Raw genomic sequence first — 21,182 nt, 5'->3', positions numbered from 1 at the left:
AAAGCGAAATGGGGTGACACGGCTTAAAAGCGGAACGGGCGGCCATTTTTGCCGAAATGCCCAGCTACGACGCTAAACATCTATAAGAAATGAAATTAATTAAAAGTGAGTTTTTGGCATCAAATCAAAATCACGATTATTCAAAACACTAACTCACAACCAATTACACCACTAAGTCCGACACCCTTTCGTTCCTTATCTTAACAAAGGACTGATCTCTGCACTGTAATAGCCCTTAACTACATATAAATTCAACTGCCGCCAGGATAAAAGCATTTCCACTTTATATAAGTTTCTTTGCTATAGATAACCTCATACCTGGAAACGAGCCTTTAAAAAAATTTAATGCTCACCAATAAACATGTCTGTATTAACACCCCAATCACTTCACAGCCCTGGTCGCCTTATCAAAGGACAGCACCAGATTCTTCTGATCAACATCTTTTAAGGAAATTTCACGAACATCATTGCCCAGGCCTGTAGTAAAATAAACAGTAGCCTTAACGCTGGCCCCTTTCTCAAGCCCTTCCTCAAACAGGGCAATCCCGAACAAAGTACTGTCCACCTTGGATGAAACGGTTATACTCACCGTACCCAGATCATACTTTCCGTTATTTTTCAGGGTAACCACCCCTTGCTTATAAGTAAAACTCACCCCTTTCAGCGTTTCCAGATAAGTCTTATTTTTGCTGGTAATCGCCTGGTAGGTCTGCGTATAACCTGAAAAGCCAGCAATTGCCAGCAGTAAAACTAAAATGATTTTCTTCATGATCTAAAATTAATCATTTCAAGCACTTCATTTTGGTAATCGCAGATTTGAGATCACCTATTTAATCATCGGGGTCCCCTTCAGAGGCAAAGATTTCAGCCACATCCATATCCTTGCCATATACCACTGCATTTGCAGCCGCGTCAATCTCCAGCGAAGCGCCGTTTACAGAGAGCCCGGCAAAAAGCCCCTTACTACGGAAATAGGAATACACCTCGGCATCGAGTTTGTAATCGGTATTCACTGCAGAACTTCGTCCCACAGGACCTGCCGCTACAGAAAGATCACTCCCAAGGGTAAAGCTGCTTTTTTTGATAGCAGTCAGGCTATTGGCATTGGTAAAAACCAGCACAAGTTCAGTCGAAGTTTAATATCGGTAATCCGCATGCGAAGAGTTATGCAGGAAGTCGATTGGAGAGCACTAAACCAAATTACTAATAATGGAGCTAAGGGCAATTGATCTTAATTCGAACAGGACCTTTAATAGGATTCAAATCAACAGATATCCCCTTTGGGTAATTAATATTTTTTCCTGGTTATGCAGACCGATAGCAATATCCAGAATTTCTTTCATATGCTCCCGCCAGTCCCCGGGAAAAAGCATACGGGCAATTTCGGATGGACACGTACTTTTTTCAGCGCCACGCTGGCTGGCGACGGACAAGATTGTTTCAGATATAAGATTTGGCTGTTGCATAAGGGCTTTAACGAGTTGAGACAGCGACTGCTTATTTCATCCTATGTCATCATCCAATATACCAATTTCGTTAGCTTCAATCTATAATAAGCTTGTCACAAAATGTAGGGATAGGTTAATAACAACTTATTTTCATCTGCCATTTACAATCTGGGGAACAATATTTCTTTGAATCCCTTTCGACATGAAAGCGCCATAGGATGGTGGTCATTCTTTCCGATGTAAAGAGAACGACTAATATTTCCTCACTGAATCTCCCGGATCAAGCCTTTCCTGCTGCTGTAAAGTATCAGCCTTCTTTGCAGTGGTATCCTTTGAAGTCATTTTTAACTTCGTTTTTTTACCCTTTTCTGAAGGGTTATGGCATCCCTGCAGGCCCATTCCAGCAATAGCTGTAACACATAGAAATATCCTGAATATTTTCATATCTTTTTATAGATACAATCCCGATCGATGGGGAATAGTTTTGACTATTTTGCAAATGAGGCCAAATCTGCATTTCTAAGAGACAAAGAAAAAATATGCCACCTAAGATAGAATATCAGAAATTCTGGATAAAAGATCGAATGCATTTTTTTCGGGCAATAAAAAACCGGATCGGCTGGTAATCCGGTTTTTCATTGAAGGAAGATCAGAAAATCAGCCTTCCAACTAGCCACAACAAAATGTATGATGTTGAAGATGATTGTCAATTAAAATTTAGGTATTCCCACCCGCATTGCCTGCAAGGTCACCACCAACATCTTCTTCATCGTCGGTTTCACCTGTTAAACCGCGCTGCACATCATTATCATCCACTTCTTTTTCCTCATTTGGGCTATTTTGCGACTGCCCGCCATTGTCTTCAGTTTCCTTGTCTTTTGGATCAATATTCTCTTCCATGATATTTTTTTATTATAGAACATGTTTTTAGGCGAATAGTTTAGCCAGATCTAATGGAAAAGCTCTTGGGATCTGGTATAATAAGATGTTCTCCCATTGATTTTTTCAGAAAGGATTTCCTCGCCCTTCGGGGTCTTTTTTAATCTCGGGCTATGGACCTGCATGAAATCCCTGAGTTCTCCTACGAGCTCATCGCCATTTTCTTTTTCGATTTTCTTAATGGCCGTTTCCAAAACGGAATGGATGCTTTTATAAAGCCTTTTGACATCTTCTTCCGGGATTTTACCAGCAATTGAAAAAGGGGAAATTCCGGCATGGTAAAGGATTTCATCCCCATAAGAATTACCTATCCCACGGATTTTTTTCTGATCCATCAACAGTGTTTTGATTACTGTTTTTTTGTTCTCCACCAGTTCTTTGAATCAGGATAATTCAGATCCAAAGCATCTGGGATATTGTTTGTAGGTGGATTAAGAGTTGGCGTAGCCTGTTTCTGCATATCTGTAACTGCAAACCCTACACCACTTTTAAATTGAAAAACCAGCACCGGGAATTTCGGCCGCCCCTCTCCTAATGCCTTAAGTTCCCCGCGGAGCATAAGGTGTAGCCCTAAAACGCCGTTTTCACCAAAATGAAGCTGCAGCGTTTTACCGGAACGCGTTACTGAAGAAAGCTTTTGGCCTTCCAGCGCCTCTTTTAGTTTCCTGCTGGAAACATTAAGCTTTTTTTCTATTTCTACATCAATTTTCTCCAGTATTTTCCCGCCATATCTTCGGGTAAGGATCCTGGAAAATACTTCTAAATCCGGGAGTTCTGCCATAAAATTATGTTTTTAGATACTTTTTAATTTCTGAGACTTTATTGCCCCGCATAACCACAGCGGCCTTGAGTTCATCTGTACTGATCTGGAACTGCTGCGCCCAATATTCAAGTTCGGTTCGGTTCTCGGTATTTATTGTTCCATCTGTTATTCCAAAATCGCCGGGTTCCAATGTTCCCTGATCATCTTCGATCTCATGCAGCTCATCAGATTCATGCAAGGAATCATTCTGAAAAAACTGCCTTGCACTTTTAAGTCCTGTGGCTATGGCTATACCTTCTTCCACCCCTTCTTCCAGCAATGCATTTGCGATCTCAACGGCCTTATCCCTCAAAAAGATAGGCTGGTTTTTATATGATGGTGGGTAATCCCCATTGTACCATGGCATAGGATGTGCTTTTGATTTTTATACTTTATAACTATATTTCAAATATCATTTTGAAAATAAATCATTTTAAAAATGACCTCCATTATTTCTCTTTTAAATCTTTATTGATCCCATGCGGATGGTGCGCTTCGATCTGGTCTGCCAGTAGGTGCAACAGTTCTTCCTTCAGCCTTCCGGGATTCTTGCAGATATTCAGGAGACCGTGACAGTCGGGTTCAAAGCTGGCTACATAATTCCCCTGCTGAAAAACTTTTACCTTACAACCTTCCCCATCCTGATGCAGGTATTCTCCGACTTCAAAATGATGAACCTTTTTCTCCAAACTGATACTGATCTGATAATTTTCCATAATGCCTGTATCTGGAGTTAACAATAAAAAAAGAGGATGGTTTTAGTATTTGTTCTGCCCGTGAAAAACCGGTATTATAATGAATCTTAAAACTATTTAATAATGCCAATAGTTGGTTCATATAACCTTTTGAATTTGAACCTATGGAAGATAAAGATGATTATAAAGGTAGTTCAAGAGCTGCCGGGGATGAGGATCTGAAAAAATTTATTACAGCACAGGAACGAGACTATACAACTGCGCTCGATGAGATCAGCAGGGGCAGAAAACAGTCCCACTGGATGTGGTACATTTTCCCTCAGATCCGGGGCCTTGGGTTTTCCGAGACCGCAAAATATTATGCCATAAGTGACCTTGAGCAGGCTTCAGCATATCTCAAGCATCCTTTATTGGGCACCAGGCTGATCGAAATCAGTGAAAAAATACTCCTTCACAAAGACAGTAGTGCAAATGAAGTTTTTGGGAATCCGGATGATCTAAAACTTCGGTCAAGTATGAGCTTATTTGCTTCTGTTCCGAATGCTCCGGCAGTGTTCCAACAGGTACTGGATGCATTTTTTTCCGGAGAGAAAGATATCAAAACGATGTGCATACTTGCGCTATGACTTTAATGGTATCTGTTTAATATATACGTATATTGTGGATTATAACCTAGTCAAAAGTATCCCTTGCCATGGCAATTGCAGCACCCATATCAATACCCTCCGCCAGCACACCTGAAAACAGATCGCCGGTTTCCTTCAATCTATCAATGGCATTGAGGATGGTAAAATCACGCATTTTTAGTCCAGGTTTTACTTCATCCCATAACAGTGGCATTGATACCGTGGCGCCGGGTTTTGGTCTAAGTGAGTAAACACCTGCAATCGTGGCACCTGGCCTGTTCTGCAGAAAATCTAGGTACATTTTTCCACCACGTTTGGAAATGGTTCTTTCCAACGTAGTGAATTTTGGAAGTTCCCTGTTCACTTGCCTAACGATAATATTTGCAAATAATTGAGATTGTTCATAGGTATATTTGGCTTCGAGTGGAATATAGATATGCATGCCCGTTGAGCCTGAGGTTTTGGGAAAGCTCGGGACGCCAATGGCATCCAGTATCCCTTTGGTAACCTGAGCGGCCTGGATCACTTGTTCAAAAGTATTCTTGTCGGGATCCAGGTCTATCACGCAGTAGTCCGGATAATCAGGCGAGGCTGCCCTGCTGAACCACGGTTCATTTCAATACAGCCAAGGCTTGCCATCCACAAAAGAGTAGCCCTGTCATTGCCCAATAGATAGCTTTTTTCTTCGCCTTTCTCATTGGTATGGGGCATTGTCCGTGCCCATGTTGGCGCAGTTTCCCGGACATTTTTTTGGTAAAAACTTTCTCCGTGGATGCCGCCTGGAAAACGGTTTAGCGACATTGGCCGGTCCAGTAGGTAAGGTAGCATAAGTGGAGCGACCTGATCGTAATAGTTGAACATGTCCCGTTTGGTCACTTTATCCTCCGGCCAATAGAGCTTGGAAAGGTTGGTAAATTTCAGCACGTGCCCATCTACTTTTTTCTCCTGCGTTTCTGATGGGCCTTCCAGAAGAAGCCTGCCAGTGGTTTTCAGCGCCTTTCCCTTTTTAGGTTTTGGTGCTGCCGCAGGTTTTTCCTGTTTAGGACTGTCCTTGAGATCATGTTCCAGTGCAACTTCATCTACAACGGATCCGGTATCTTTTTCCAGTTCAAGCACAACTTCTTTGGGGTTTTTATCTGCCCTTAATCCTTTGAAAGAGGCTTGCCTTACCTTGCCATCGGTAGTCAGTTCTGCAAATTCAATTTCGCACACCAGCGTAGGCTTGAGCCAGGTCGGTTTTGCGCCCAGGCGTTGCGGGCGAAACTGCGAAGGTTCGTCCACGTCGGGTTCCACGTCAAACGGGCATCTAGAGGTAGCGATCTTTTCAAATTCCGCCATAAGTTCTTTTTGAGAACTTTGGTTAAATCCTGTACCCACCTTCCCGATATAATGCAGTACCCCCCTTGCATCATAGACGCCGATAGCCAACGCACTAAAATATTTCTCGGTTCCTTCGTTCCGGGTATAGCCGCCAATCACCACTTCCTGTCTGCGCTTGGCCTTGATCTTCAGCCATTCCCTGGAGCGGCTGTCTGAGGAATAATAGCTGTCCGCACGTTTCGCGATGATGCCTTCCCGTTTCATTCTTCTTGCGGCCTCAAAAAAATCAATGCCACTGGTCTGATAGGCCTCGCTGAGCTTGATGTTGGGATGGTCTTTTGGAATCACCCTTCCCAGCAGCTTTCTCCTATCTGCCAGGGTCAGCGTTAATAGCGAATAACCCTCCAGCCACAAGATATCAAATACATAATAGATGAGTTTGGATCGCTGGGTATTCTTCCAGTTCTGGAGCGCACCAAAATCAGCAGTGCCATCATCTTTTAGTGCTACAATTTCCCCATCAATAATAGCATTTAGATTTAGATGTGTCAGTGTTTCTGAAACAGAAGTAAATTGTGTGAATTCTAAGTTGTTCCTGGAATAGATTGAAGTGCCGGAGCTACTTAAATAGGATAATGCCCGGTATCCGTCCCATTTGATTTCGTAGAGCCAGCCGGGTTCATCAAAGGGGGCATCCACCAAGGTGGCCTTCATGGGTTTTAAGCCTTTTGGCATATCGGTTTTTTCGGCCTCATCAAGTAGATGCCGAAGGTCTGCAGGAATTATTCCATCGATTTTTTCCGGTTTGCCTTTTTTGGATTTAGTTGTTTTTTTAGCGGATGGTTTATCAGAAAGCTGTATGCATACCGGAGCGTGATCACTGGTCCCCTGCCATCCCCTGACCTCTTTGTCCACTTCAGCTGAGCAAAGTTTCTCTGCAAGATCTTCGCTCAACAAAAAATGGTCAAGGCGAAGACCCGCGTCGCGTTCGTATGCTTTTCTCAGGTAGTCCCAAAAGGTGTAAATGGGCTTGTCAGGATAAAGCGTACGGATGGCATCTGTCCAGCCCTGGGCAACCAGATTTGCATAAGCCGTTTTGATCTCATCCTGGAAGAGTGCATTGTCTTTATATTTTTCAGGCTTATAGGTATCAAGGTTAGTAGGCATAACATTATAGTCGCCCACTAACATTACCGGTAATCCTGTTGCTAACAAGGTTGTGCCATGTGCCAATAATCTTGAAAACCATCTTTTTTTATATTCGAATTTCGGTCCCGGGTAGGGATTACCGTTGGGAAGGTAGAGGCAGCCGATGACTATCCCAAAGGTGAAAACCTCAAGGTAGCGGCTGTGGGCATACTCAGTATCCTCGCCCGGCAGGTCGCGCCTTAATTCCTTGATTTCGTTTTTGGAAAGCACAGCAACCCCGTTCCAGCTTTTTTCGCCTTGCCAGACGGCATGGTAGCCGGCATCTTTTAATTTTTGTTCAGGGAAATTCTTATTCTCGCATTTAAGCTCCTGAAGGCATACTATATCCGGACTGGCGGTTTTAAGCCAGCGCAGCAGATTGTCCAAACGGCCATTGATGCCGTTGATGTTGTAGGTTGCAATTTTCATAAGAGCTAAAAAAAGCCCCAATCGGGGCTCATCGTAATTACTTAACCTTTTTTTCTATCGCTTTTCGCTGGTTGCCGGCCGACTCCTTAGCATCTTTTATCTTGCCAGGTTTAACATCCAGTTTATTTGCCTCATAGTTGATTTCGTGGTCCTGGTTCGAAACCGAATTGCGTTCCACTTTTGTTCCTCTTGCCATAATGTTTTTCTTTTAGGGTGTAGGATAATAACATCTAATTTTCAAATTGGTTTTCAGAGCTCCCCTTCAATGAAATTCAACAATAACACTTACTCTTAGAATTAGTTATGGGTTTAACGTATCCATTTTCTTCCGCATCGTCCATATCCTAAACTCGATTGTTAAGATTTCCAGGCAATCAACATAATAGGTTAAGGTATTAATCCTCCTCAATTTCAACAACGCGAAAACCAAATGAATAAAAGCATGGTTGTGCTAATACCTAAAAAACCGGATTATGAAAAATGAGAACAACATCAGCAGGCGGAAAGCAGTGCAGGGGCTTGGTCTTGGAATCGCCACCTTATCTTTAGCACCGACATTCACTGCAACAGCGCTGCCATTTGATAGCACCTTCCCAATACCTCTGGAAGATCCAACCACGAAATATCCAAAACCACCCTTTATTCACCAGAACCAACCCTGGCCCGCCCTGGCAAGCAAAATGGATCCCCGACCGGACCATGGTGAAACCAGTTACAAAGGTTCAGGCCGGCTGGCAGGCAGAAAAGCATTGATAACAGGGGGTGATTCGGGCATGGGACGTGCTGCTGCGATTGCTTATGCACGCGAAGGCGCGGATGTAGCGATCAATTATCTTCCACAGGAAGAACCCGATGCAAAAGAGGTAGTCGATCTCATCAGAAAGGCGGGTAGAAAAGCCATCGCAATACCAGGCGATTTACGTGATGAAAACTTTTGCAAAAAACTGGTGGATACTGCAGCCAAAGAATTGGGTGGTCTTGATATCCTGATTAGTAATGCGGCACGTCAGCAAAGTAACCCCTCAATCACCGATATCACTACCGAACAATTTGACTGGACGATCAAAACCAACATATATGCGCCATTTTGGATCATAAAAGCTGCGTTGCCCTACTTAAAACCTGGCTCTGCGATAATCGGTACGACCTCGGTACAAGCTACAGATCCTTCCGCCGACCTTTACGATTATGCACAGACAAAAGCAGCAACAACAAATTTTATTAAATCATTGGCTAAGCAATTAGGTCCAAAAGGGATTAGGGTAAATGGCGTGGCACCGGGCCCGATCTGGACACCTCTACAGATGGGAGGAGGTTCCACTCCCGAAAAGTTAAAGGAATTTGGAAAAGAAACCCCACTAGGCAGGCCCGGGCAACCAGCGGAACTGGCTTCGATATATGTGCAACTTGCAGCTAACGATGCCAGTTATTCTACCGGTCAAATATATGGCGCAGCAGGAGGAAATGGACAACCTTAATGCAACAATAACATTCAGTAAAAATTTCCGCTTGACGGGACGGAGGGTTATTGCTCAAATCCCATATCAGACTTATCCCCTAAAAACTTGTGCGGGAATAGCCGACTGCTAATCTGTTTTTAGAAACTGGTGGATAGTGTGAAGTAGCGAGCCGTTATCATAAGGTTTTCCGATAATTGCGTCTGCCTGACAGTCAATCCGTGCAATTTCATCGTAGGCGAGACCTGTCAGCAAAATTACAGGAATGTGGGAAGTTCCTGAATTTGATTTAAGGCCATCACATATGATCCTTCCATCAGCAGTATCCAGATGGATATCCATCACAATCAGGTCAGGTTTAAAATCGGCAATCGCAAGTTCGACGCGCTCCGCTTTTGCCACAGTACGGATCTGAAAATGCTCCTGGATTAAAAAAAATTCCAGTGCCTCAAGCATTAATTCATCATCGTCAATCACCAAAATTTTTTCAGCCATAACCTAAAATCCCACCAACAGAAACGGGCAGGTATCAAAAATACGTGTTTTCCGAGAATAATAATACAACTACTGGCTATATTTTGTCCTGTCTCCCTTTTATTAGACTATTCAGGGCAACATTGTTCTTAAACTTAACAAACTCGTCATCCATCAGGATTCCATATATAAGTCAAAATACCTAAATTACCCTAACCGAAAAACACAGCCCATCTCTGCACAAAAACCAAATGTATTATAATATGAGCGAAGACGATTTCTATTATTCAAAACTACAGGAACTTGTACTTTCAGCCTCCGGGATAAAATCTATCTGTATGGGTGACTGCAGGGGAATATCCATAAAAATCTTTGAAAAGGATAAAAACTATCTCTCGGAAAAAACTATAATCTGCTTTTTCGGACTTAAGGACAATCAAAAAATGCCATCAGCCTTTGTCCTGGATAGTCTGTCCAGGTTTACCGGGCAAAGCGATTGGGAAGGATTCAAAAATGCAATTGCAAAAAAACACTTAAAGCAGCCCGATGAAACCTGATGGCCTGCAAAAAGTTTCTCCTCTCTCTGTATCCATAGCCCGCCATCATAAATCCCTTTAATGCACTTTCCCCTATCCCAATGGCCCCACGTTCTCTAGAAAACCTGTCCGCTGAAAACCTGGAAACTGCCCCAGATTCCGTTATTGGCCCGGAAAACAATTACCTCCCACTAACCGGGCAATATAAATCTGGAAATGAATCAGTTCCATATCTTTATACCCTTCCAGAAAAAAAAAGCATCTCAAACCGGAGCCGGAAAATATCAATTATAAAAAACCTGCCGGGGCGCTGTACAAATGAAATTTTACATGGCATCAGCGAAGGAGACTGCATTAATACCGCAGAGGGTATAAAGGGAACAGTGTCGGTAATCTACATTAAGCGGTATACAAATGAAACACACTACTATTTCACTTTAAAAAAAGGAAAAACACTACTCTACATCATCTAAACCTGCATGATACAGCACCGGCTACTTTAGCGACCGGCTTTCCTCGAAGTTAACGGTTAGCTTTGGAAGCATGGCCGCTGTCCAGGCCCTAAGCGAATCCTCTGCCACACCCTGCGGCGAGCTCGCCCTTACATGTAGACCGATAAGCTCCTGATCAGCTTCGCTAACCATGGCGATGAGCCTGACCCTCTACTGCTCCCCTTTCAATAATTTAAGACCTTCCATCCTTTTCGCGTCACAAGCGACAGCACACTGTCCGCAGGCTTACCGGTGATCAGCGCCAGCTCCCTGATATAGGGTAGCGACTCCCGGTCCCTCTTTTAATTTACCGTCCGCAAAGGCAGCTCAAACCCATCAGCTCAGCAGCAAGTGAACGCTGATAGTGCCGCAGATCATAGGCAGCATCAGAAAAACTTTCCGCACTGAGGCGGTAAGCGCCAACATTCCTACGGTGGCACGAAGAAAGTACAAGACACAAAAAAGGAAGATGGATATTCCTGAAATTGAAACAGAACGTCCAGATCGGTCACAAAAAACATTTCATAGTCTGATAAGGAATTAAACTGTTCGCCAAAAATATTGGTAAGCTTTAACCTTCTAAGGGAAATATAAATACCGCATCAAGATATGAATCGTTTAGCTAATCCCAGAAATCCTTCCTTGCAGCCAGCTACACTTTAGAGTATTCGATCGATTGCACATGATCTCCCTAAGGTATCATTTATCTGTTAACCTAAACAGGACGGCAATCATCACAGAATCAATTCATTATCATGCTACGCTCCGATCTCCGCTACATTTCAGCAAAATGGAAAGAAAAAGCTGAATCAAGGATATAACCAGGATAAAAAATCTCCTTCTGGAACATCCAACAGTAAGGAAGGGCAACTAGATAGATAAACCAGATTATAATGATTACCTTCACAGAAGATTTGCATGCAAGACCAGCTTTGCATTGCCAGTGGTATGGAAGATACGGTTGAACTTAAAGAAAAGCTATCACGTTACGAAAAGGAGAACGAAGAACTCAGGACCAGGGTTGAGGAACTGACGGACTTTTTCGAAAATGCCTCCATCCCCCTTCACTGGGTTGATGGCGGGGGCATCATCATATGGGCCAACCAGGCTGAACTCGATGCCTTGGGCTATGCAAAAGAAGAATATATTGGTTTTCCGATCAGTGATTTCCATGCCGATCCCGAAGTGATAAGCGACATCCTTGACCGGCTGGTCAACAACGAAACACTCCATGATTATTCCGCCAGGCTCAAATGCAGGGATGGTTCAATCAAACACGTACTGATCAATTCCAATGTACTGCGCAAAGATGGTAAATTCATCCATACCCGCTGCTTTACCCGTGATGTGACCGAAAAGAAATATGAAGAACAGCGAAGGAACGATTTTGTGGCCATGGTCAGCCATGAACTAAAATCCCCCTTGACAGCAATCACCTCTTACGTTCAGCTTTTGATGCGGAAGTGGAACAACGATACCGACGGCTTCAATATGCAGGTGCTTTCAAGGATAGAAATCCAGGCCAAAAAAATGGTTAACATGGCGCATGATTTTTTGAGCCTGGCGAAAATCGGGGACGGCAAGATCCAGCTGCGCAGGGAAAAATTTGATCTAAACATCCTTATATCAGAGATTGCGGAAGATGCCCGGTTACTTACCTCAAAACACGCCATCCAGACATTAAACTGTACCGAAACCGAAATTTATGCAGACCGCGATAAGATCGGCCAGGTGCTGATCAACCTGTTAAGCAACGCGGTCAAATACTCCCCACATGGCGGACAGATCATCATCGGCTGCGATAAGAAGCCAGGTGAGGTTACAATCTCTGTTACCGATCAGGGTATGGGTATCAACAGAACAGATCAAAAAAGATTGTTTGAGCGGTTCTACCGCGTAGACCAGAAATCCAAAGAGGTATCCGGTTTTGGTATAGGGCTGTATCTAGTATCTGAAATCCTCAAATACCACCAGAGCGAAATAAAGGTTGATAGTGAAGAAGGAAAAGGATCGACTTTCTATTTTGTTCTGCCAACAGCGCTTGAATAGGTGATTCATTTTATACTTATCTGTCCGGCCACGCCAAAATAAAAGAAGCTTTCACTGTAGCCATCCGAGGACAAAAGGGATGACCGGGGCGAAAACCGAGCGGACATGAATATTAAGAAATAAAACTATGGAAAAACATCCAGTCCACCTCAACAGCGAGGTAACCGAATTCCTGGATAAGCTAAGGCACCCGTTCAATAAAGAAATCGAACTGCTGAGAAGTTATATCCTGTCCACAGATAAGGACCTGCGGGAAAATATCAAATGGAACGCTCCCAACTATCACATTGATGGCGGGGACAGGATAACCATGAAGATACTGCCGCCTAAAGAGCAGGTCCAGCTCATTCTTCACCGTGGCGCCAAAAAACAGGCAGAGCCAGAACAAAAACTCATTGACGCTGACAGCAAAATGCTGACCTGGAAAGAAAATGACCGGGCGATCATCACCTTTAAAAGCCGGCAGGCCATCGAGGATGGAAAAGCTGAACTCATGGCGGTCATCAAAGACTGGATAAACGCGGCCGGAAAACCATAACCAGGAGTACCCGGCTGCATAAAACAATACTAAGATATCACAGCCCGGATGACGGTAACAGTATGTAAAGAAACTTCTGGCATAAATGGTCCATTATTTGAAAATGCAGGTAAATCCCTTTATTTTTACATCCTTAATTCCGCTCAAACCCTTCGATAAATGATCAGGTAACTGACTTTCAGCTTTGCTGTTTCCTTTCCAGGTGCTGATTTTATGCACAGAACATTTGATCCTTGCCAACATATCAATATAATGAAGATATTGACTTTTGCTTAAAGAACCATTACCAAAGCAATAAAAAGGATACTTTTAGACTTCCACCAAATATGTAGATCTTGTAACTCCAAAAAAGAACAAACAGTCTTTACCGAAAACAGACATGCAGGTAAGCAGATCTGCTTTTCTTTTTACCCCGGTTTGCATATCTTTGGCTTATTGATGAATCCCGAAGAAACCCAGCACGAGCGCGCCTTCAGCGAAAAACTGATCATCCACGCACTCCAGTCATCTCCAGAGCCTACCGCCATCTATAGCGGGGAAAATATGGTCATACGTTTTGCAAACAAAGGAATGCTGGCCCTATGGGGCAAAGAAATCAGCGTGATCGGAAAACCACTGATCGAGGCGGTACCCGAACTTGACGGACAGCCTTTTCTGCCCATCCTTGAGCAGGTCTGGCGTTCAGGGCTCACCTACTCGGTCAGCGATGCCCCTGCCAAGCTGAACAAAAACGGGATACTGACCACGGATTACTTTGATTATGAGTATAAACCCTTAATAAATGATGAGGGGAAAACCTGGTGCATCATCAATACCGCAAAAGAAGTTACCTCAAGACGGGCATACCTGGAGCGGATACAGCAAAAAGAAGAAAAAGAACAGGCCCTTGTGGAAGAAATGGCAACAACGATGGAAGAGCTGACCTCTACCAACGAGGACCTTCACAATTCCATGAAGCTACTTGAACACAGCCGGGAACACGTCAGGACCATTATCGAACAGGCACCCGTGGGCATTGCGGTGTTAAAGGGGCCGGACCACATCATAGAAATGGCCAATCCGGCCATCCTGAAAATCTGGGGACGCGAAGGCATAGAGGTCATCGGACAGCCCCATAAGACGGCCAGGCCAGAACTCAAAGGACAACCGGTCAATATCTGGCTGGACCATGTCTACTCATCAGGCCAGCCCAAAATCAACAAAGAATTCCAGGTAAACCTGCGCCACCAAAAAGGACTTAGGGAAGCGATCGTAAACTCGGTCTATCAGCCCATTATTTCCATGGGAGAGATTACCGGTGTACTGGTCATCCTCGAAGAGATCACCCAACAGGTGCTCGACAGGCGCAGAAACGATAAAGACCAGCAGATGCTTGCCATGGCCATCGATGCGGGAGAACTAGCAACATTTTATTATGAGCCCAAGACCAACCTCTTCTCAGGTAACACCCTGCTCAAATCCTGGTTCGGGCTTACCGAAGATGAACACCTGGACCTTTCACTCGCCCTCGCCTCCATCCATGATGAAGACAGGGAACGTGTCACGGCCGCCATCAGCGGATCACTCCGGGAAGGATCAGACGGCCATTACTTTATTGAATACCGCCTAAAAAAAACCGGGGAGGGAAACGGAAGAATGGTACAGGCAAGGGGAAGGGTATTTTACGGGCCCGACGGAAAGGCTGCGAGCCTGAACGGCACCTTAAGGGACATCACCGAGCAGAAAAAGGACGAGCAGCGCAAAGATGACTTCATGGGCATGGTGAGCCATGAACTTAAAACGCCACTTACTTCCTTAAATGCTTATCTACAGGTGCTCCAGCGCCAGGCAAACCTGGATGAAAATGCCTTCCAGCAGAGCGTTCTTGCCAAGTCAGTCCGACAGGTGCGCAACATGAATTCCATGATCAACGGCTTCCTGAACATTTCGCGGCTGGAATCGGGAAGAATGCAGATCGAAAAATCGGCAATCGATCTAAAAAAACTCTTCAGTGAGCTGGAAGAAGAAATGCTTTCCACCATCCATACCCACATTATCGAATTTGAACATACAGAGCAGCTGATGCTGACCGCCGACCGTGAAAAAATTACGCAGGTAATCCAGAACCTGGTAGGAAACGCTGTCAAATACTCACCCATGGGAACCAGGGTCACAGTTGGCTATAAGCACGTAGCGCCAGAAAAAGTCCAATTTTTAATAACCGATCGAGGCATAGAAATCTCGGACGAAGACCAGGAAAAGATTTTTGAACGTTACCACAGGGTCCAAAATCCTAAGATCGGATCGATAGCAGGCTTTGGGATCGGTCTTTACCTCTGCCGAGAAATCATTGAACTGCACCAGGGCCTGATCAGCGTGCAGAGCGGACAGGGAAAAGGAACAACATTCATCGTTGAACTGCCATTGGGGAATTAAACTGCGCTCAAAAATACAAGGTTTCCATATAACCCATAACCATAATCCCGTCACCAAACTCTATTAATAGAATCGTCTTCCAACCAGCTTGCTGAAATGCTTGGGTTAAATGTATACAGTTATGTTGGTGCGAGATGTTAAAACTTAAAATCCCCATTAGCTTACCAGCGCAAACACAAATCTGAAAACTAATCCATTTCGCAATGCTGCCTTAACTGCTTTGGGCCCTGTGGCCATATAAAAGCTGTTTTCTGTCTCTTCCAGCCCATGCTTTTATAGAATTTATCCGCTCCCGGAGCAGCGCTTAGGTTCACAAAGTGATAATCCGAAAGCCCGTTATTCAGGTAAGTGACTATATATTTCCCCAATCCATGGCCCTGGTAATCAGGATCCACGATAACATCGGCCAGCATGGCATAATACCTTCCATCACTGATCACCCTGCCAAACCCGATGATCCGGTCATCACGGTATATAAATAGTGTTGCAGAACTTTGCATGAATGCCTTTGCTATTTCTTCGGCGACCCTGTATTTCCAGTTTATTTTTTGGAACAGTCCAAGTACCTGCTGCCAGTCGATGGCGCTCAGGTCAGCATTTTCGATGTAATTAAATTCTGGTTTTTTTTCTGTATAGGTCATAATTTTTAGAATCAATAGAAATAACTGGTTAGCGCCCATCACCACAGCCGGGTAATCAACTGGGCTTAGCCTTTTTTCCGGCCGATCTTGCCCAAGCCATGTATACTCCTGTAATAGAACTTGTAAACAAAAGACAGACTAAAGGCCACTCAAATGAATCCATCTATCCGATATTCCTTAAACCGCATAAACTGTCCTATAGTTTTATGGACGGTATGTTTGTAACCGATTATTTCTTTTTATGCCCATTATTTCTTGTCAATCGCCGATAGCAGAGGTAAAAGAGGACTATTTCAAAAATTGACTTAAAAGCCGGGGAAACTGTTTTGCTTGGCCACGGCAGCCACAGAATGAACACGCCCTATTCCATAAAGTTTGAGATCGATTTGTGCAGTGTCGGAATAACAGAGTCCATCGAAAAAAAAATCAATTGATTATTTTCTTAACAGGTAGTATTCCCAAAATAGGCATCCAGCCACGCCAACAACCTGTTTTTCGCATCTTCCCCAGCTCTCATGCCGATGCGCAAAACAATGCAACCGGAAAACAGGTTGTCTAATTCAAACAAAACTTCAGGCGATGAAAGGATTATCACCATGGGCACTCTCTGCGATGGCACAGTTTAAAAATGCCACGCAGCTACATCAAATGATTACCGGCAAAATAAACGTCCAGGTACTGCAGACCCAGGATGCGGTATGGATTTCTGTAATCCGGGGATCTGGCGATCCAATATATTTCAGTCCCTGCACGCTTGAAACCGGCGGGGTCCTTACCCTGAAAACCCAAGTGAAGGAAAGCACAATCCATATCCATATAAAAGCCATTATCGGCGACATTGACACGGATATAACAGTTGGCGAGGATGACCTTCCATACCTAACGTATGAAACTGTATTGACCCCCAGAACAGATCTATTCCTACCTTTCTGCCCAAGGGATATCCTGGTTGCCGGGTCTGCATCAGACACTGCAGTTTCATGGGGAGAGCTACACCTTAGCCAGGTCGGTACCCGTTCAGGCCTGGCTTATTTCAGCAGGGAAAAAAGTGGGCTGCGAGTGCTTTACCTTCAGAACCTGACCGCCCTCTCAGCCTACGCGCAGCAGACCGGGGCCACATTGGCCGGAGTAGTTTCCGGAGATTTACCTGAAATTGGGCTTTCGCTTCCCGCAGCGATTGAAAAACCTTTAAAAAAAGGTAAAAAGGTGGTCGTTTCCCATGCTTTTATTTGCCTGAAAGGGATTGAAGCCGGGGACGGTGATATCAGTCTTGATTATTTACATCTATTGGCCTCTGCTTACCTGTTGATGCCCCGACCGGAGACCCATTATCAGGAATGGCCGGAAATCCTGAAAAAAGGGCTTACAGACCTCCTAGAAAATCCCGGTTGCTGGTCGATGGTAGCGGGGAATAGTTACCTGAATGCTTATGTGAGTGATTATGAAACCCCGCCGGAAATCATGGTACAGCTCGCTGTCCTGTTACCGCTTATCGATTATAGTGAATGGAGTGGTGAACATCTGAGGATCATTAAAACGATCAAAGATGGCCTGCCTGCTTTCTACAGCGATAAACTTAAGACCATTTTGCGCTGGCACCCTGCAGCAGAGGATCAGTTAAAGGGCGATGAGGAACAGAAAACACCCATGGTCATGGATTCCTGGTATCTGCACCATCCCCTGCTGAACCTCTCCAGATTGGCACTTAAAGGTGACAAGGGTGCAGAAAAGCTTTTCGTGGATTCCATTGGCTTTGCGGTCAGGGTGGCCCACGCATTTCAATACGAATGGCCTGTATTCTACAAAATGGATACGCTGGAGATAATCAAAGCGGAAACGGCCGATGGTGAAGGCGGTGAACAAGATGTGCCTGGACTTTATGCCCATGTGATGCTACAGGCTTATGAACTCACTGGTGAGAAGAAATACCTGACGGAGGCGGAAAAAGCTGCAAAAAAACTTGAAGCCGTCGGTATGAAGATCATGTACCAGGCCAATAACACCGCATTTGCAGCTGGTGCACTCTTAAGGTTATTTAAGATTACCGGTGATGAACTTTATTTGATTTTGAGCTACCGCTGTCTGGCTTCCATCTTTCAAAATGTGCAGCTTTGGGACTGCGGCTATGGTTTCGGGAAACATGTGCCTACTTTTTTTGCGCTATTTCCGTTGGCAGATGCACCTTATACAGCGGCATACGAAGAACAGGAAGTTTTCTGCGCGATGCATGATTACCTGAAACATGCAGAAGGAGTTGACATTATGCCGGGCGTAAGGATCCTTTGCACTGAATTTATCCGATATCTGGTAGAGCGTGCGCCTTATTATTATCCCGCTATGCTACCAAAAGAAATGATATCACAGGAAGCCAAAACCGGAGAGATTGATCCTAAACTATGGATTGCGCTGGAAGATATACAGGACGGAAATATGCAAAGCGGCAGCGTCGGTCAGGAAGTCTATGGAGCAGGAAATGCGTTTGGTGTTTTGCCACGCCACTTTATCCAGCTGGAAGGAGAGGATTTTTTCATTTTTACCGATTACCCCTTTACTGACCTGCGAAAAGGCAAACAAACCGTTAATTTCCGTTTGCAGGGAGATCAGCGCATCAGTTGCCGGATGAAAATTGTTCCTGCGGTGACGACAAATATTTTAAACAAGCTGGATTTCACCCTTAAAGCAATGAATGTGGAACTTAGAACGGTCAGGGGCAAAAAGGGCGAACTGGAATGCCTTTTACCGGGAAATGCCAGCGTGACTGTTTCCTGGAAAAGATGAAACATACAGGACAATGATTTATTTTGGTTTGATATAGCTGCCATTAACGTAATCACCAGCTAAAACTTAGACAGCAGCAATTGCGTTGCCGTTTTCCTTGTAATGCCGAAGTAGACTTTTTGGGCAGGGCGATATCTCTCCCTTAGCTCAAAATTTTCAAATGACGGTCCACCGGGTATATCGATATAATCTTGCTTATTGCGGCTTCCCCCGCTCCAGTATTTTGCCCTCCCGTTTACCCGCAACATCAGCGAGAAATCATACTCCGATGCTTCCTTACGCCAATATTGGCTTAGTTTAAGATTTGGGCGGTAACGCCAACCGATCCTGTCGAGATAGTTCTTTTCCTGTGGCCAAGAGTTAAGGCTGTTAAAATCTTCATCAGATTCAGCAACCGCCAGAATATCGCCATTGCTAGCCTTCCATAACTGCGAAACTGTATAGCTTTCCCTTTCTGTGAAACCAAGCTCATCATACCCCTTGTAAAGCTCTTTTGAATTTATCACCTTATCTTTTAGATGCAATTTACGCAGCCGCGAATAATTACCCATGGTAGCGGTCACGGCGCACCGCTGCATTGGCGCACTTCCTTTGCGATTAAAAACCTCTATACCAAGCTCTTCAGGATTATCGCTACGGATAAATAGCCGTAAATACGGATGCGCACCATTTTTAAACTGTTCCATAAATATATATACTGACAGTTCTTCAACCTCAGGATACCGGCTATCAGGGTGCAGGATAGCACCGCGTGTTTTTGCTCCCTCGAAATAACCAGTGTCAGTTTCGCTTTCACCGGACCACATTAACTTGCCCCATTGATTATCGATCAGTGAGGGGGATATTTCACTGTATTCAATTTTACCGCTCACTACCGGCTCTATGGCCAAAAAGTTGATCAGATAGACTGTACCTTTATTTTCATAGCCAACCCTGATCAACCCCCGTGGCCCACCGGTATTTTCCCGGTCGCCTTCTACGCCCGTAGGCCATATACTAAATACAATACCATTGCGGATGCCCCACATGGCTTCACTTTTTGCATGTACCGGCATTATCCAGTTTTTATTCGGGATCTGTGCGTTCAAATCCTGATAAAACAACATCATTAAAAAAACAAAAATGCAATTGTCGGTTTTCATAGGTAATATGCTATATGTGGTCAAAGCTATTTTCACTTCTTTTTCAGCCGGGATACAACCTCTTTTACTCGCGTACGCTAAGTGATATGGGTACCATTCGATTGTGTCTATTATTATAAATCCGGTTTAATGAAGTATTTTAATTAGCTGTCCTGATTGCAACAAAAACAAATGAACATCTGCTTCGCCGGCCTTATCAAAGTGAACTTTCCGGTCCCCAGCGTGGTAAGTAACAAGAAACCGGCCACCTTTGCAAGCACTCGGTGGAGGCCATCAGGATAGGTGTCAACAATACCAATGCAGAGCAGATACCCCCTTAAGAAGCCAGATGACTGCATTTCGAACTGCTGAGGGTTGTTTTTTTCCAAGCTTCGTTTCGCTTTGGATAACTTTTATAATTATGCTCAATAATTTTCCACGCTTTCATTACATATCTCCATCGCATAGGGTTTAAATCTATAACTTAAATTTAATCAAATCCAACAAACTCAAACAAAAATCAAAATGCAAAACCAAAGGTCTAATCAAAAAGGGTAAGGTCAGGTCCGGATGGCCTGTTGTTATTCTCATCCTTATTGCGCGCATTATTGATTTTCGGATCTACCTGCCAGCCTTTAAGCAAGCTGTCATCCACCGGACGGAGCACTTTTAGCCGTTCTGAAACGGGCAGTTCACGGTCAAGCCAAACCGCACTCTCAGCCTGCGAAAATATGCAGGGCATCCGGTCATGTATCTTACCGACATATTTATTGGCCGGTTGCATAATCATTGTGCAGGATGGGATTACAATACCCGTTTTAGGCTCCTTCCAGCTGTCCCAGAAACCCGCCAGCAGCAATACGCCCCCATCAGTCCTTTCAAAATAATAAGGCTGTCTGCTGTTTCTACTGCGGTCCCACTCATAGAACCCTTCCACCACGAATACGCAATGTCTCCTGCCAATCAGGTTTTTATAACTAGGCAGGGAAAACATGGTTTCTACCCTGCAATAAGTTGTTGAAAATTTGGGCAACTCAGCGGAGCCGGCAGGGATTAGCCCCCATTTCACATAATGCAGCCTGCCGGGCCTTGCATCCAGTATAACCGGCATATCCGTTCCCGGCGGACGGTTGGTATCTTTTTCCCTTGAATCCGATCCAAGCAACAGGCCGGCCTTTGCCGCCATTGCCAGGCTTTCGCCAATCAGTGTTCTTCCGCACATATCTTTTTCCTTT

At 44.4% G+C, this 21,182-nt stretch carries 23 protein-coding genes and 1 pseudogene; 8 read left to right on the top strand and 16 right to left on the bottom strand.

Features of this window, described 5'->3' with window-relative positions; all coding sequences use genetic code 11:
- Positions 1–382 precede the first annotated feature (382 nt).
- The 9 genes from AC04Q1_RS22285 to AC04Q1_RS22245 all read right to left on the bottom strand — a co-directional run bounded on the left by AC04Q1_RS22285 (position 383) and on the right by AC04Q1_RS22245 (position 3,905).
- Positions 383–769: a hypothetical protein gene (locus tag AC04Q1_RS22285; protein ID WP_478366753.1), complete on the bottom strand. Its 387-nt coding sequence runs from the start codon at positions 767–769 to the stop codon at positions 383–385.
- A 61-nt stretch (positions 770–830) separates the two neighbouring features.
- A complete protein-coding gene (locus AC04Q1_RS22280; RefSeq protein ID WP_478366752.1) occupies positions 831–1,121 on the bottom strand; it encodes a lipid-binding SYLF domain-containing protein in 291 nt (96 codons plus the stop codon).
- Between the two features lie 138 nt (positions 1,122–1,259).
- Complete coding sequence (locus tag AC04Q1_RS22275) at positions 1,260–1,466, bottom strand: DUF3253 domain-containing protein (protein WP_478366751.1); 207 nt, start codon at positions 1,464–1,466, stop codon at positions 1,260–1,262.
- 234 nt (positions 1,467–1,700) lie between these two features.
- On the bottom strand, positions 1,701–1,892 hold the full coding sequence (locus AC04Q1_RS22270) for a hypothetical protein (RefSeq protein WP_478366750.1): 192 nt from the start codon (positions 1,890–1,892) through the stop codon (positions 1,701–1,703).
- Between the two features lie 273 nt (positions 1,893–2,165).
- On the bottom strand, positions 2,166–2,348 hold the full coding sequence (locus tag AC04Q1_RS22265; RefSeq protein ID WP_478366749.1) for a hypothetical protein: 183 nt from the start codon (positions 2,346–2,348) through the stop codon (positions 2,166–2,168).
- A gap of 50 nt (positions 2,349–2,398) precedes the next feature.
- Positions 2,399–2,722, bottom strand: a complete 324-nt coding sequence (locus AC04Q1_RS22260; RefSeq protein WP_478366748.1) for a hypothetical protein — start codon at positions 2,720–2,722, stop codon at positions 2,399–2,401.
- Positions 2,723–2,736: 14 nt separating this feature from the next.
- Positions 2,737–3,168: a DNA-formamidopyrimidine glycosylase family protein gene (locus tag AC04Q1_RS22255; protein WP_478366747.1), complete on the bottom strand. Its 432-nt coding sequence runs from the start codon at positions 3,166–3,168 to the stop codon at positions 2,737–2,739.
- Positions 3,169–3,172: 4 nt separating this feature from the next.
- Positions 3,173–3,556 (bottom strand): DUF3606 domain-containing protein, encoded by a 384-nt coding sequence (locus tag AC04Q1_RS22250; protein WP_478366746.1) that lies wholly within the window; start codon positions 3,554–3,556, stop codon positions 3,173–3,175.
- An 82-nt stretch (positions 3,557–3,638) separates the two neighbouring features.
- Positions 3,639–3,905, bottom strand: coding sequence for a hypothetical protein (locus tag AC04Q1_RS22245; RefSeq protein ID WP_478366745.1), 267 nt, complete (start codon positions 3,903–3,905; stop codon positions 3,639–3,641).
- Between the two features lie 143 nt (positions 3,906–4,048).
- On the opposite strand from AC04Q1_RS22245, the gene AC04Q1_RS22240 reads away from it, so the two are divergent.
- On the top strand, positions 4,049–4,510 hold the full coding sequence (locus tag AC04Q1_RS22240; RefSeq protein ID WP_478366744.1) for a DUF1810 domain-containing protein: 462 nt from the start codon (positions 4,049–4,051) through the stop codon (positions 4,508–4,510).
- A 46-nt stretch (positions 4,511–4,556) separates the two neighbouring features.
- Here AC04Q1_RS22240 and ligD read toward each other — a convergent pair.
- A pseudogene (ligD, locus tag AC04Q1_RS22235) lies at positions 4,557–7,447 on the bottom strand (DNA ligase D).
- A 37-nt stretch (positions 7,448–7,484) separates the two neighbouring features.
- Positions 7,485–7,643, bottom strand: coding sequence for a DUF3606 domain-containing protein (locus tag AC04Q1_RS22230; RefSeq protein WP_478366743.1), 159 nt, complete (start codon positions 7,641–7,643; stop codon positions 7,485–7,487).
- Positions 7,644–7,920: 277 nt separating this feature from the next.
- Here AC04Q1_RS22230 and AC04Q1_RS22225 point away from each other — a divergent pair, with 277 nt between their 5' ends.
- Complete coding sequence (locus tag AC04Q1_RS22225; protein ID WP_478366742.1) at positions 7,921–8,925, top strand: SDR family oxidoreductase; 1,005 nt, start codon at positions 7,921–7,923, stop codon at positions 8,923–8,925.
- A 108-nt stretch (positions 8,926–9,033) separates the two neighbouring features.
- On the opposite strand, the gene AC04Q1_RS22220 is transcribed toward AC04Q1_RS22225, so the two are convergent.
- Positions 9,034–9,399 carry a response regulator gene (locus AC04Q1_RS22220; protein ID WP_478366741.1) on the bottom strand — a complete coding sequence of 122 codons (366 nt, stop codon included), beginning with the start codon at positions 9,397–9,399 and terminating at the stop codon, positions 9,034–9,036.
- 242 nt (positions 9,400–9,641) lie between these two features.
- Between AC04Q1_RS22220 and AC04Q1_RS22215 the strand changes: the two genes are divergently transcribed.
- Positions 9,642–9,935, top strand: a complete 294-nt coding sequence (locus AC04Q1_RS22215; protein ID WP_478366740.1) for a hypothetical protein — start codon at positions 9,642–9,644, stop codon at positions 9,933–9,935.
- Positions 9,936–10,015: 80 nt separating this feature from the next.
- On the top strand, positions 10,016–10,387 hold the full coding sequence (locus AC04Q1_RS22210; protein ID WP_478366739.1) for a hypothetical protein: 372 nt from the start codon (positions 10,016–10,018) through the stop codon (positions 10,385–10,387).
- 21 nt (positions 10,388–10,408) lie between these two features.
- Here the strand turns inward: AC04Q1_RS22210 and AC04Q1_RS22205 are convergent, their stop codons facing one another.
- Complete coding sequence (locus AC04Q1_RS22205) at positions 10,409–10,558, bottom strand: hypothetical protein (RefSeq protein WP_478366738.1); 150 nt, start codon at positions 10,556–10,558, stop codon at positions 10,409–10,411.
- Between the two features lie 765 nt (positions 10,559–11,323).
- Here AC04Q1_RS22205 and AC04Q1_RS22200 point away from each other — a divergent pair.
- The 3 genes from AC04Q1_RS22200 to AC04Q1_RS22190 all read left to right on the top strand — a co-directional run bounded on the left by AC04Q1_RS22200 (position 11,324) and on the right by AC04Q1_RS22190 (position 15,407).
- On the top strand, positions 11,324–12,454 hold the full coding sequence (locus AC04Q1_RS22200; RefSeq protein WP_478366737.1) for a PAS domain-containing sensor histidine kinase: 1,131 nt from the start codon (positions 11,324–11,326) through the stop codon (positions 12,452–12,454).
- 127 nt (positions 12,455–12,581) lie between these two features.
- Positions 12,582–12,992 carry a DUF1801 domain-containing protein gene (locus AC04Q1_RS22195; protein WP_478366736.1) on the top strand — a complete coding sequence of 137 codons (411 nt, stop codon included), beginning with the start codon at positions 12,582–12,584 and terminating at the stop codon, positions 12,990–12,992.
- 438 nt (positions 12,993–13,430) lie between these two features.
- Positions 13,431–15,407, top strand: coding sequence for a PAS domain-containing sensor histidine kinase (locus tag AC04Q1_RS22190; protein WP_478366735.1), 1,977 nt, complete (start codon positions 13,431–13,433; stop codon positions 15,405–15,407).
- A 188-nt stretch (positions 15,408–15,595) separates the two neighbouring features.
- Here the strand turns inward: AC04Q1_RS22190 and AC04Q1_RS22185 are convergent, their stop codons facing one another.
- Positions 15,596–16,048 carry a GNAT family N-acetyltransferase gene (locus AC04Q1_RS22185; RefSeq protein ID WP_478366734.1) on the bottom strand — a complete coding sequence of 151 codons (453 nt, stop codon included), beginning with the start codon at positions 16,046–16,048 and terminating at the stop codon, positions 15,596–15,598.
- Between the two features lie 579 nt (positions 16,049–16,627).
- Between AC04Q1_RS22185 and AC04Q1_RS22180 the strand changes: the two genes are divergently transcribed.
- Positions 16,628–18,826: a hypothetical protein gene (locus tag AC04Q1_RS22180; RefSeq protein ID WP_478366733.1), complete on the top strand. Its 2,199-nt coding sequence runs from the start codon at positions 16,628–16,630 to the stop codon at positions 18,824–18,826.
- A gap of 59 nt (positions 18,827–18,885) precedes the next feature.
- On the opposite strand, the gene AC04Q1_RS22175 is transcribed toward AC04Q1_RS22180, so the two are convergent.
- A complete protein-coding gene (locus AC04Q1_RS22175) occupies positions 18,886–19,968 on the bottom strand; it encodes a hypothetical protein (protein ID WP_478366732.1) in 1,083 nt (360 codons plus the stop codon).
- 520 nt (positions 19,969–20,488) lie between these two features.
- Positions 20,489–21,169, bottom strand: a complete 681-nt coding sequence (locus AC04Q1_RS22170) for an SOS response-associated peptidase (RefSeq protein WP_478366731.1) — start codon at positions 21,167–21,169, stop codon at positions 20,489–20,491.
- Positions 21,170–21,182 lie beyond the last annotated feature (13 nt).

It is taken from the genome of Pedobacter humicola, assembly GCF_056490705.1.
Note: the sequence above shows the minus strand (reverse complement) of the source record. Positions and strands in the feature narration are given on the sequence as shown.

What these genes read in the sequence shown, in the direction of transcription:
- AC04Q1_RS22265 (WP_478366749.1), bottom strand. Translation starts at nt 2,348, where the DNA reads ATGGAAGAGAATATTGATCCAAAAGACAAGGAAACTGAAGACAATGGC.
- AC04Q1_RS22225 (WP_478366742.1), top strand. Translation starts at nt 7,921, where the DNA reads ATGAAAAATGAGAACAACATCAGCAGGCGGAAAGCAGTGCAGGGGCTT.
- AC04Q1_RS22285 (WP_478366753.1), bottom strand. Translation starts at nt 769, where the DNA reads ATGAAGAAAATCATTTTAGTTTTACTGCTGGCAATTGCTGGCTTTTCA.
- AC04Q1_RS22170 (WP_478366731.1), bottom strand. Translation starts at nt 21,169, where the DNA reads ATGTGCGGAAGAACACTGATTGGCGAAAGCCTGGCAATGGCGGCAAAG.
- AC04Q1_RS22255 (WP_478366747.1), bottom strand. Translation starts at nt 3,168, where the DNA reads ATGGCAGAACTCCCGGATTTAGAAGTATTTTCCAGGATCCTTACCCGA.
- AC04Q1_RS22230 (WP_478366743.1), bottom strand. Translation starts at nt 7,643, where the DNA reads ATGGCAAGAGGAACAAAAGTGGAACGCAATTCGGTTTCGAACCAGGAC.
- AC04Q1_RS22205 (WP_478366738.1), bottom strand. Translation starts at nt 10,558, where the DNA reads ATGGTTAGCGAAGCTGATCAGGAGCTTATCGGTCTACATGTAAGGGCG.
- AC04Q1_RS22270 (WP_478366750.1), bottom strand. Translation starts at nt 1,892, where the DNA reads ATGAAAATATTCAGGATATTTCTATGTGTTACAGCTATTGCTGGAATG.
- AC04Q1_RS22275 (WP_478366751.1), bottom strand. Translation starts at nt 1,466, where the DNA reads ATGCAACAGCCAAATCTTATATCTGAAACAATCTTGTCCGTCGCCAGC.
- AC04Q1_RS22190 (WP_478366735.1), top strand. Translation starts at nt 13,431, where the DNA reads ATGAATCCCGAAGAAACCCAGCACGAGCGCGCCTTCAGCGAAAAACTG.
- AC04Q1_RS22260 (WP_478366748.1), bottom strand. Translation starts at nt 2,722, where the DNA reads ATGGATCAGAAAAAAATCCGTGGGATAGGTAATTCTTATGGGGATGAA.
- AC04Q1_RS22250 (WP_478366746.1), bottom strand. Translation starts at nt 3,556, where the DNA reads ATGCCATGGTACAATGGGGATTACCCACCATCATATAAAAACCAGCCT.
- AC04Q1_RS22195 (WP_478366736.1), top strand. Translation starts at nt 12,582, where the DNA reads ATGGAAAAACATCCAGTCCACCTCAACAGCGAGGTAACCGAATTCCTG.
- AC04Q1_RS22200 (WP_478366737.1), top strand. Translation starts at nt 11,324, where the DNA reads ATGCAAGACCAGCTTTGCATTGCCAGTGGTATGGAAGATACGGTTGAA.
- AC04Q1_RS22185 (WP_478366734.1), bottom strand. Translation starts at nt 16,048, where the DNA reads ATGACCTATACAGAAAAAAAACCAGAATTTAATTACATCGAAAATGCT.
- AC04Q1_RS22220 (WP_478366741.1), bottom strand. Translation starts at nt 9,399, where the DNA reads ATGGCTGAAAAAATTTTGGTGATTGACGATGATGAATTAATGCTTGAG.
- AC04Q1_RS22245 (WP_478366745.1), bottom strand. Translation starts at nt 3,905, where the DNA reads ATGGAAAATTATCAGATCAGTATCAGTTTGGAGAAAAAGGTTCATCAT.
- AC04Q1_RS22175 (WP_478366732.1), bottom strand. Translation starts at nt 19,968, where the DNA reads ATGAAAACCGACAATTGCATTTTTGTTTTTTTAATGATGTTGTTTTAT.
- AC04Q1_RS22215 (WP_478366740.1), top strand. Translation starts at nt 9,642, where the DNA reads ATGAGCGAAGACGATTTCTATTATTCAAAACTACAGGAACTTGTACTT.
- AC04Q1_RS22240 (WP_478366744.1), top strand. Translation starts at nt 4,049, where the DNA reads ATGGAAGATAAAGATGATTATAAAGGTAGTTCAAGAGCTGCCGGGGAT.
- AC04Q1_RS22210 (WP_478366739.1), top strand. Translation starts at nt 10,016, where the DNA reads ATGGCCCCACGTTCTCTAGAAAACCTGTCCGCTGAAAACCTGGAAACT.
- AC04Q1_RS22180 (WP_478366733.1), top strand. Translation starts at nt 16,628, where the DNA reads ATGAAAGGATTATCACCATGGGCACTCTCTGCGATGGCACAGTTTAAA.